We start from the raw sequence: 9,189 nt of genomic DNA, 5'->3' as shown, positions 1-9,189 counted from the left end.
AGGAAATGCAGGGAAAAATCACCCGTTTTCTGGAAATGATATTTGCCCGTCAGGCTGGAATCGAAGCTGAGCGGGCAGGAGAAACCGAGGTCCTGGAAATCCGGGTTACACCGGACCAGGTTTCCATTGTTCCGGGTCCTGGGGACTTTCCAGCTTCTCAGGGGGGTGTCGGTGTGAGTTTCTATGTTGAACCCCACCCCGAAGAAATGTGATGCTTACAGCCTATGAGTTTGTTGGCTGGGAGTTGGTGCCGAAGGCGGGAGTCGAACCCGCACGGGCGCAGGGCCCGCTAGATTTTGAGTCTAGTGCGTCTGCCTGTTCCGCCACTTCGGCACAATCCAGAAAGTAGTATAGTCAATACCTAAGATTTTTTCAACAGAAACCCCGACAGAAGGTGATCAAATGCCACCGGAGAAGAAAAATATCGTCCTGATCGATGGCTATTCCCTTGCCTATCGGGCTTTTTACGCTCTTCCCAGGTTCGAAACCCGTGCCGGGCACCCGACCGGAGCGACGTACGGTTTTTATACGATGCTTTGGAAAGTGATCGAAGGCCTGGATCCCTACACGGTGCTGGTGGCTTTTGATTTTCCCCGGAAAACCTTCCGCCACTCGATCAGTGAAGCATACAAAGCACACCGGAAACCAACCCCGGACGAACTAAAGCTTCAGTTTCAGGACATCAGGGAAATCATCGGTCTCCTAAGTTTTGACTGTCTCGAGGAACCGGGGTACGAAGCCGACGATATAATCGGAAGCCTGAGAGACCCGGCGGCTCGCATTGCTCCGGTATCCATCCTGACCTCGGATCTGGACATGATGCAGTTGGTCGACGATCGAACTGTTCTCCTGCGTACGGTGAGGAGATTAAGTGCCTGGCAACGACTCGATGTGGAAGCCATCCTTCGGGATATGGGAGTCAGCCCTCGACAGGTGGTTGATCTGATCAGCATGGTCGGGGATCCCTCGGACAATATTCCCGGTATCCCCGGAATCGGGGAAAAAACCGCCGTCCGCCTTCTTCGTGATTACAACGATTGGGAAGGGATCCTCTCTCATCTGGACGACCTGCCTCTTCGCCTCCGAAAAGCGGTGGAGGACTACCGGGGAACTGTTGTGGAAAACCGTAAACTGGCCACGATCCTGACCAACCTTCCGCTGAAGGTCGACTTCGGACAATGGGACCGGACACAGGTTCACTGGGACGAACTGGTTGAGAAGCTCGTACAGCTCGAGTTTCGTAAGGCGAAGGATCGCTTGTTCAGCCTGCGGCCCTCCCGAACCGGATCCGGGGCCGGTCAACGGGGCTCCGGGAACGAGCAGAAACTCACGTGCCGGGAAGCCTACCGGTTCTTCGTTTATCCCTTGCCCGAGAATAGAAAAGCGCTACTTGACGAACTCGACGGCGCTGACGCCACCCGATTTGTCAATGCCCAAACCGCGCTGTTTCTGACTCATCCATGTCTGATGCGCACGGTAGAACGCCTGATCGCTGAGGAGAAGGAGAATCTTCCCGGGCTCATGGTCGCCTTGGCTCCTTTTTTGTCTTTATCGCGGCAATGGCTGGAAGACAATCCGGCTCTTTTTGCCATCTACCGGAGAGTGGAGGTTCCCTTGCTGAAACGATTCCTGACCGAGACGAACCGAAATGATATCCGGGAACTCTATCTTTCCCCTTCTCCGTTTACCGGTATGACCGATCTTTCCAGTCTTCCCCTATTCCGTTTCCGGCCTTCCCCCGCGTTGATTGTCTTTCCGAAAAGATATTTCGCTGCCCTTCTCGACCGGGGACCGGAGGAGGAGAGCACCGGTGAAGAACGGGATGGATTCCGGATGAGTCTAACCCTTTATGGAGCAAGATTTGTAGCCAGGGCTGATTCGGAAAGCGGGAAGGGTTTGAGCGCCATACGGGAGGCACTGTGCCGAAACGAGCTCGAACGAATCGTTGGGGTTTTTCTCTATGAAGCCGGGGCTAAACGGGTCTTTACTTCGGAGAACGGACTCTTCTTTACCTGCGAGGAAGACCGACTTGAAGGCGTGTTCACTAATTCCGCTTCACTGTTGCAAGCTTTCTCCACTGCCGGCCTTTTTTTCAACTTGGCACGGGAAGAGCCACTGCGCGCTTCGTTACAAGTTTTCACAAAAGAGGAGCCGGTTGACGCACGGGAATAGAGGTCGGTTAGGTACCCATCTGCCGTCTAATTGATATGGGAGGAAAACGATGGACATCGTCTTGGTGGCTTCCGAAGCGCTTCCGTTTGTGAAAAGCGGGGGAATGGGAGACGTCGTCGGAGCTCTGTTAAAGTATCTTCCCGCCTACGGTTTTCGGGTGAAGCTTTTTCTGCCCGCCTATCGGAATATACTGGACGATTCTTCCTTCGAGGAGGATCGCACTATCGATTTTTCTTTTGGAGACCGTATGACCCGGGCTAAGTTTTACAAGTGCCGACAGGAAGACCGGGTAATCATCGCCGTCGATGGAGAGAGCCTGTTTGACCGGGAAAAATTGTATGGTTATTTCGACGATATCCGTCGTTTCACTTTTTTTTCCCGAGCGGTGTTTGAGTATATCGTCCGTTTCCAGGATGAAAAATGTGTTTTGCACTGTCATGACTGGCAATCGGCCATCCTGTGCGCCTATGTCAAGATGTATTGGCCATCCATTCTCCACAAGCCGGATAAGGTGATTTTTACGATTCATAATCTGGCCTATCAGGGAATAGGAAGCGGCGATCTGTTTCGACTGGTGAATCTGCCCGGGCAATTTTTTACCCATGAATATCTTGAATTTTTTGGGAACATCAACCTGATCAAAGCAGGTCTGATTTTCTCGGATTGTTTGACCACGGTAAGCCCGACTTATGCCCGGGAAATCACCACTCCGGAATTCGGTGAAGGCTTGGACGGTTTGATCCGGGCACTTTCGATACGTAAGCGGATCATTGGCATCGTCAATGGGATCGACGTCGAAACCTATGATCCAAACCGGGATCCCTGCCTGGATTTTCCGTTTTCCGCGGATGAAAAACAGGGCAAAGCGAAGAACCGGCTTCAATTGCTGGAGCGCTATTTTCCCCGGGATCTCCAGGAGAATCGATCTTTCCCCGTGCTTTCGTTCATTTCCCGTTTTGTGGAGCAGAAAGGACTGGATTTGATTCTGCGCGACCCGGCCCGCTATTTTTCCCTGCCGGCCCGCTGGGTCTTTCTCGGGGTCGGAGAGGCTGTCTACGAAAAAACGTTGCTGGATTTGGAGAAACAGTATCCATCCATCAAAGTTATCCTGAAGTTCGATGACCGGACCGCTCGCTTTCTCTATGGAGCGTCCGATCTGCACCTGCTTCCCTCCCGCTTCGAACCGTGTGGGATCAGCCAGATGATAGCCATGCGCTATGGAGCGCTGCCCCTGGTCCGCAAAGTAGGTGGTTTGTTGGATACGGTTATCGACTATCCGTTCAATCCTTCCCTGAACACCGGGTTTTTCTTCGAGACCTACCGGACGGAGGATCTCTTCTATGCTTTGGAACGGGCATTGCATATCTATACCGGCTGGCAGGACCTATGGACAACCATGATGAACAATGCCATGTGTTCGGATTTTTCCTGGGAAAACCCAGTCAGAAATTATGTAGATGTGTATCTCCGCGGCAGTTCGCCATAAAAACCGGACCTCCCCTGCTTTCCGGGTGGTGGGATTGGGTGGGGGTATGTGTTCCGGAAAGACGATGGTGGCACGTCTTCTGGCCGAACATGGGTGGATCATTCTGGATCTGGACTGCTTGGTCAAAACGTTCTCCCAAAAAGGCCGGGCGATCTGGAAAATGTATGTCCAAATGCTGGGTCGCTTCTGTCTTGACCGGACTGGAGCCCTCGACCGGGCTCGGATCGGATGGCTTGTTTTCAGAAATCGTAAAGCGCTCCTGATAGTCAACCGGTTTGTCCACCCGTTGCTCCGTCAACAAGTCCAACGATGTCTTTCAGCCTCGTCTTCCAGGGAAAGGATTATCGTGGAGGGGGCGATTCTTTTAGAAGCCGGCTTCCTTCCCTTGCTGGACATTCTGGTTTTCGTCGAAGCCGGTCCGGAACTTCGTATCCGAAGGCTGGTTGAGAAGGGATGTCCGGAAAGAGAAGCGATCCGGCGGGTCCACAGTCAAATCTTTCTTCCCGCCTTGCAAAAACGATCACAGTTGATCATCTACAATACGGGAACGCCTGGCGAGCTGGAACGGTCCGTTGAGCGTCTTGCCGAAACCTTGAAAAACTTGGAACCCCGTGGTGTTTTCTCCCCCGGCGACCCGAAAGTGGGAAGATTTGGCACCCCCTAGTGGTTATGGAATGTGCTATTGAATCTAGTAACTCATCCCCTTTGTTGGAAGAATGGCGGTCCCATGAAAAGAGAAGGTCAATTCCGTATCAAGGCCGATTATGTCCCCGGGGGAGATCAGCCTGCGGCAATAGAGAAACTGGCGGACGGTTTTCTCAGCGGTGCGCTCCGGCAAACCCTGCTGGGTGTGACTGGATCGGGAAAAACGTTCACGATGGCAAACTTGGTCGCCCGGTACAACCGGCCGACCCTGGTCATTTCTCACAATAAAACGTTGGCAGCCCAGTTATTCAGTGAAATGAGGGTTTTTTTTCCGGACAACGCAGTGGAGTATTTTGTCAGCTACTATGATTATTATCAGCCGGAAGCCTATGTGCCCTCCCATGATCTATATATCGAGAAGGACTCCTCAGTAAACGAGCAGATCGATCGGATGCGTCTGGCGGCGACATCAGCCCTCATGGAGAGAAATGACGTGGTGGTTGTCGCTTCGGTTTCCTGTATCTATGGAATCGGGTCACCGAAGGAGTATGAGAAAAGAATTTTTCATGTGAACGTCGGAGATATTATTTCCCGCGAAGAATTTTCTCAGAGATTGGTCGATTTATTGTATGACCGGGATGAGGTAGAGTTCGCTCCAGGCCGTTTCCGGATGCGGGGCGATACGGTGGAAGTCTTTCCGCCTTACCAGGAAAAGGGAATTCGCTTTACTTTCTGGGGGAACGCAGTGGAATCGATCCGGGAATTCGCCCTGGTCAGCGGGAAGACCCTAACAAACTATCCCCAGGTGTATTTGTTTCCGGCCAAACATTACCTCGTTGACCGGACAGTGTTCGAAAAGGCTTTACAGGGCATTACTGAAGAACTGGAGGAACAGATCCGCTTTTTCCTGGACCGGGGGCGTCTGACCGAAGCCGAACGTCTGCAAAGGAGAACTAACTACGATCTCGAACTTCTCCGGGAGACTGGGTACTGTGCCGGAATTGAAAACTATTCCCGGCACCTCGATGGCCGGCAACCCGGTGAGCCACCTTTTACCCTGATCGACTTTTTCCCCGCCGACTTTTTGACCATTATCGATGAATCCCATGTCACTCTTCCGCAATTGCGGGGAATGCTCAACGGGGATCGTTCCCGGAAACAACCCTTGGTGGACTTCGGATTTCGCCTCCCCTCGAGTTACGACAACCGGCCGTTGAGTTTCGAAGAATTCGAACAGAAGTTGCCCAGCGTTCTTTTTGTTTCGGCGACTCCCGGTCCCTATGAATTGACCCGTTCGACTGCCGTTGTCGAACAACTGATTAGGCCGACCGGACTCGTCGATCCGAATGTCGAAATCAGACCGGCTTCCGGTCAGGTGGAAAATTTGCTTGGAGAAATCCACAGGACGATCAAGGACGGGCACCGGGTCCTGGTCACCGTTTTGACCAAGCGCGGTGCCGAGGATTTGTGTGATTATCTTTTCGATTTGGGCATCAGGGTCCGTTACCTGCATTCCGAGGTGGAAACGCTGGAGCGGGCGCGGCTGATCCGCTCGTTGCGGGCCGGTGAGTTCGATGTTCTGGTGGGGATTAACCTATTGCGGGAGGGACTAGATCTTCCTGAAGTCGCCTTGGTCGCCATACTCGATGCGGATAAAGAAGGCTTTCTTCGTTCGGAAGTATCGCTTATTCAGACGATCGGCCGGGCAGCCCGCAATATCAGCGGGCGGGTTATTCTCTATGCCGACCGCATGACCGGCTCCCTGAAGCGGGCAGTATTGGAGACCGAGCGGCGCCGGATCGTCCAACTCGACTATAATCGGCGGTACGGTATCGTTCCCCGGACCATCGTCAAGGAGTTGCGGGATCTTATTCCCGACCTGGTCGGCTTTCCATCCGAGACGGAAAAGGTGCTCGATGTTTTGGATCAGGTCGAACAGAAACGCGTCGACCGGGATGAGGCCATACGCCTGTTAACCGAAGACATGCTGGAAGCCTCTCGAAATCTTGAATTCGAACGGGCGGCCTTGTTGCGGGATGAAATCATGAAACTTAACGAGACACTCTCCCGGGAGAAGAAACCGAAAGGTAAACGGAAGCCATCCGGTAAACGAACCCGGGACGATACGATACTGGATACAGAATGGACACGACGACTCGACTGAGTCGAAAAGGGTGGTATCATCATACACCAGCTGTATCAGCCTGCCGCGGGCATCGGAAATGTGAATGACAGAAGACCGAGACCCATCATCCATCACTGTTTTATACAAAGGAGATTTTTTGTGAACGACCAAATCTCGATCATAGGAGCCCGGGAACACAACCTGAAAAATGTCGATATTGATATACCCCGTCACCGGATGGTGGTCATTACCGGACTGAGTGGCTCGGGTAAATCGTCACTGGCCTATGACACGGTGTATGCCGAAGGTCAACGACGATATCTGGAATCTCTCTCCTCCTATGCCCGCCAATTTCTCGACCGGATGGAAAAGCCCGATGTTGACCAAATCAGCGGCCTTTCCCCGGCGATTGCGATCAATCAGAAAGCGGCATCACATAACCCCCGTTCGACGGTAGGCACGGTCACCGAGATTTATGATTACATGCGGGTTCTTTATGCCCGCTGTGGAGTTGTCCACTGCCCAGGCTGCGAACGGCCGGTCACCCGCCAGACGATTCAACAGATCACCGACGATATTGTGTCCTTGCCCCGGGAGACTCGGGTACTTCTGCTGGCACCCTTGGTCAGGGGCCGAAAGGGGGAATACCGGAAGCTTTTGGGAGATATGCTGAAGAACGGATTTGCCCGGGCCAGAGTTGATGGGGTTTTGATTGATCTGGAAGAATGGGAAAATCTCGACCTCGACCGGAAGAAAAAACATGATATCGACCTGGTCGTTGACCGCTTGGTGATTGGTCCTGAGGCCCTGAGGCGGGTAGCTGATTCGGTCGAGATCGCTCTGCGCTATGGTAAGGGTATTGTCCGGGTCGCCGTTCCGGAAAAATCCGGAAACTTCAATGAACGCCTGTACAGTGAGAGCTTCGCCTGTCCGGATTGCGGGATAAGTTTTCCGGAAATTACGCCCCGCCTTTTTTCCTTCAACAATCCCTATGGGGCTTGCCCGCGTTGCAGTGGTATCGGTTCTCTCAACTTTATCGATCCCGCTCTGGTGGTTCCCGATACGAGCCGGACCATCTCTGATGGGGCGGTTCTGTTCTGGCGAGAACTGGACGAAGATGGGGCATATATGAGAAAAATACGGCGGGTCCTCCATGAACGGGGAATTTCCTTAGAGGTACCTTTTCGGGAACTCGGCGAGGCTGATCGACAATTTATCCTGTTCGGTGATGTCCATTTCGAGGGCGCGGTACCTGCTCTGGAACGAAAACTGGATGGATCACAGACTTGGTGGGAGCAGGAGGAGATTGCTCCCTATCTCGCGCGGCGTATCTGTCCGGAGTGTAATGGAGACCGTCTGCGGCGAGAGAGTTTATCGGTCAAGATCGAAGGCTGCTCGATCGGTTTTTTATCCCGTCTCACGATCGGTGAATTGAAAATCGCCTTCGAACGGCTTTTTCTTTCCGGTAATCAGGCACTGATCGCCGAACCAATTTTGCGGGAAATTCGCTCACGGATTAGTTTTTTGGTCGAAGTCGGACTGGAATACTTGACTCTTAATCGGGGAGCCTCCTCGCTCTCGGGTGGAGAATCCCAAAGGATTCGCTTGGCGACACAGATTGGCTCGGGATTGGTCGGTGTATTATACGTATTGGATGAGCCAACCATTGGGTTGCATCCCCGGGACAACCGAAAATTAATTGCCACCTTGAAAAATCTCCGGGACATGGGGAACACGGTACTTGTTATCGAGCACGATGCCGAAACGATGCTCAGCGCCGATTATCTGGTGGACATGGGACCCGGTGCGGGACAGGATGGCGGGTATGTCGTGGCCAGCGGTACGCCTCGTCAGATCATGGAAGACGAAAAGAGTCTGACCGGACTGTTTCTTAGCGGAAAACGGGAAATGCCGCTTCCCCTCCGGCGAAAAGAACCAGGTACAGAATGGCTCATCATCAGGGGAGTCCGCGCCAATAATCTGAAAAATCTCAATGTCAGGATCCCCCTGGGTTTACTGGTCGGCCTGACCGGAGTATCCGGGTCGGGGAAAAGTACCCTAATGGAAGAAGTGCTTTACCGATCCCTCGCCCGGGAATTCTGCCGCTCGGTGGTTCGACCCGGTGACCATGAGGCCATAGAAGGGATCGAATATCTCGATAAGGTTATCGAAATCGATCAGAATCCGATTGGACGTACCCCGCGATCCAACCCGGCTACCTATACAGGAATCTTCACCGAGATCCGCAACTTGCTGACCCGCTTGCCGGAAGCGAAAGCGAGGGGTTATCGTCCGGGAAGATTCAGTTTCAATGTCAAGGGCGGCCGTTGTGAAGCTTGCCAGGGTAACGGGGTGATCAAGATTGAAATGCATTTTCTCCCCGACGTCTTTGTGACCTGTGAGCAGTGCAAGGGTAAGCGGTATGCCCGAGAGACGCTCGATATCCGGTTTAAGGAAAAAAATATCGCGGAAATATTGGATTTAAGCGTGGAAGAAGCCGAACATTTTTTCGAGAATATCCCCTTGATCCGGCGCAAGCTTGTTGTACTCAAACGGGTAGGTTTGGGATATGTCCGTCTCGGTCAGCCGGCGACCACGCTCTCAGGAGGAGAAGCTCAGCGGATCAAACTGGCCCGGGAACTCAGTAAAGTATCCACTGGAAAAACCCTCTATCTTTTGGATGAGCCGACCACCGGTCTTCATTTCGCCGATGTGGAGAAACTTCTCGATATTCTATTCGAACTCCGCACTCGTGGGAATA

General features: G+C 52.8%; 6 protein-coding genes and 1 tRNA gene. 6 read left to right on the top strand and 1 reads right to left on the bottom strand.

The window, feature by feature from the left end; translation table 11 throughout:
- Window positions 1–212: hypothetical protein (locus VLH40_02730; GenBank protein ID HSV30924.1), on the top strand; the 212-nt coding region annotated here is incomplete at its 5' end.
- A gap of 33 nt (window positions 213–245) precedes the next feature.
- On the opposite strand, the gene VLH40_02725 is transcribed toward VLH40_02730, so the two are convergent.
- Window positions 246–333: transfer RNA gene (locus VLH40_02725), tRNA-Leu, on the bottom strand.
- Between the two features lie 69 nt (window positions 334–402).
- Here VLH40_02725 and VLH40_02720 point away from each other — a divergent pair.
- The 5 genes from VLH40_02720 to uvrA all read left to right on the top strand — a co-directional run.
- Complete coding sequence (locus tag VLH40_02720; protein ID HSV30923.1) at window positions 403–2,172, top strand: 5'-3' exonuclease H3TH domain-containing protein; 1,770 nt, start codon at window positions 403–405, stop codon at window positions 2,170–2,172.
- A gap of 49 nt (window positions 2,173–2,221) precedes the next feature.
- Window positions 2,222–3,658: a glycogen/starch synthase gene (locus VLH40_02715; GenBank protein HSV30922.1), complete on the top strand. Its 1,437-nt coding sequence runs from the start codon at window positions 2,222–2,224 to the stop codon at window positions 3,656–3,658.
- A complete protein-coding gene (gene coaE / locus VLH40_02710) occupies window positions 3,630–4,322 on the top strand; it encodes a dephospho-CoA kinase (protein HSV30921.1) in 693 nt (230 codons plus the stop codon). The genes VLH40_02715 and coaE overlap by 29 nt, the downstream gene beginning before the upstream one ends.
- A gap of 63 nt (window positions 4,323–4,385) precedes the next feature.
- Window positions 4,386–6,467, top strand: a complete 2,082-nt coding sequence (uvrB, locus tag VLH40_02705; protein ID HSV30920.1) for an excinuclease ABC subunit UvrB — start codon at window positions 4,386–4,388, stop codon at window positions 6,465–6,467.
- 120 nt (window positions 6,468–6,587) lie between these two features.
- Window positions 6,588–9,189 (top strand): excinuclease ABC subunit UvrA (gene uvrA, locus VLH40_02700; GenBank protein HSV30919.1); only part of this gene is annotated, 2,602 nt, incomplete at its 3' end.

This window comes from Atribacteraceae bacterium (genome assembly GCA_035477455.1).
GTDB lineage: Bacteria > Atribacterota > Atribacteria > Atribacterales > Atribacteraceae > DATIKP01.
Note: the sequence above shows the minus strand (reverse complement) of the source record. Positions and strands in the feature narration are given on the sequence as shown.